Raw genomic sequence first — 1,846 nt, 5'->3', positions numbered from 1 at the left:
GTCTGCTGGTTCAAGACTTCATTCTCGTTCTCTACATTGAGACCATCCTCATAATTCATCATATATTGATTCTCTTCATCTGTATCTTCAATTTTATAAAAAATAAGCGTCTGAACATCATCCGCAACCACGCCCGTAATCTTAATTTTCACTCCCTCGTTTTCCGCTTCCAAGTTCACCCTTTGGCCCAGGTCCTGTTGCAAAAAGGCACGCAACTGCTCGTCTTCCTCTGTCCATCCATAGTAGACGTAGTTAAATGCACCGGTAAAGACAGCGATCCCGATACCGAATGCGAATACACTGGCAAAAACTAGTCCTAATCTTATACGCTTTTTATTCTTCTGTTCTCTGTGTTTCTCTTTTTCTATCAGTCTATTTTTAACGTTCTCCATCAAATGAGTCATCTCAGGTAAATCGTTAATCCCCTTGGCAAGATCCATTAATTTTACCGTGACATCCTGAAAGGTGGCCAAATCCTCCTGACAATCCTCGCAATGATAAATATGCTTCTCAAACTCAATTTTTTCCGGCCGACCCATGGATTTCTCCATGTAATCGATGTAATGCTTATGGTACTCTTTACAGCCATTATAGGTTGATCCGTCCAATTGTTTTCTAACGGACTGTATTCCAGAAAACAAAAGCTGTTTCATTTTATCCTCTGAAACTCGGAGAATATGCGCAGCTTCCTCATGAGAAAATCCTTTTACATATGTAAGGAGCATGGCTTCCTTTTCGCCAGCCTCCAGATGATCAAGTGCTTTAAATAAATCCTGATTTCCCTCTGAAACTTGCGAGCCTCTATCATGAGAAAGCTCACGGCAGTTATCGATAAAAATGGAGGTCACCCACAATTCGAACGATAGGTCACTTTTATATCGAGGCAATTCCTTGTGCACTTTTATAATCGACCGGTAAAAAAGCTCTTCCATTTGCTGTTTATCCTTAAGGTAAAACCAACCTAGTGTATAGAAAGATTGCTTATGCCGATCGAACCACTCGACGACAGATTCTATCCCTTTCTCTCGAATAATGGTGGTAGAAATAGCATCCATTTTTGCTGGAATCATATATGTTCCCCCTTTAACACGCTCATTCTCTAACACTATTTTACCATTAATTCCCTATTAAGCCAGACATCTTTTTGAAGCAGAGGGACGTACCCTTTGCTCCTTTTGTAAAACGTCGGTCAGCACAAAACGATATTGATCCGATGAAATGTCTATAAAGAAAACGGAAGCATAAGGTACGTCCCCATGCTTCCGTTTTCTCTTTATTCTAATCCTTGAATCACCAATTCTTTCACTGGCAGGAAGGTTTCGCCGGTATCCATGTATGTGATTTTGACTTGGTCGCCTTCTTTTACGTAAATCGCCAATGGGTTGGTTTCTGATGAGATGATGTAGTTCTTTTTGTTGTCTAGCAGGATTGAGACAATCGTGAAGTCGCCTGTTTTTTCTTTGTAAACGCGCAACACTGCTCCGCTGGTTTGCTTTTCTTCTGCCTTCGAAGTGCCATCCAGCGTTCCGCCGCCATGCTGCAATGCTGTTTTATATTTCCTCAATGCTTCATTTGGAGTGTTTCCATACGCTGAAATTTCTGGGTTCGCTGCCGATACGATAAAGTAATTTTGCAAGAAGCCGTTCGAATCAAGAACAGATGTTAACCAGCTTGCTTCTCCATAGAAGTTATAGAGAATCGGCATTTCGCCATGCCACTTTTTCTCAATGAACTTCTTTTCAATAATTTGCATCGCACCTTCGGAATCCATATATGATTCTTCAAGGTTTCCAGTGTAGAAGGTTGCTTTCCCTGTCCTTGAATTCGTCAGTGAATACCCGAGCAT

Annotated in this window: 1 protein-coding gene and 1 pseudogene; both read right to left on the bottom strand. The window is 41.2% G+C overall.

Features of this window, described 5'->3' with window-relative positions; translation table 11 throughout:
• The coding region (locus tag WB217_RS19275; RefSeq protein ID WP_423994958.1) for a DUF4179 domain-containing protein at nt 1-1,070 on the bottom strand (1,070 nt) is incomplete at its 3' end.
• A gap of 203 nt (nt 1,071-1,273) precedes the next feature.
• Nucleotides 1,274-1,846: pseudogene (locus tag WB217_RS19270) on the bottom strand (hypothetical protein); the annotation flags it as partial.

It is taken from the genome of Mesobacillus sp., assembly GCF_049588175.1.
In the GTDB taxonomy this organism is placed as follows: Bacteria; Bacillota; Bacilli; order Bacillales; family Cytobacillaceae; genus Mesobacillus.
This window is presented reverse-complemented; position numbering and strand designations above follow the sequence as displayed.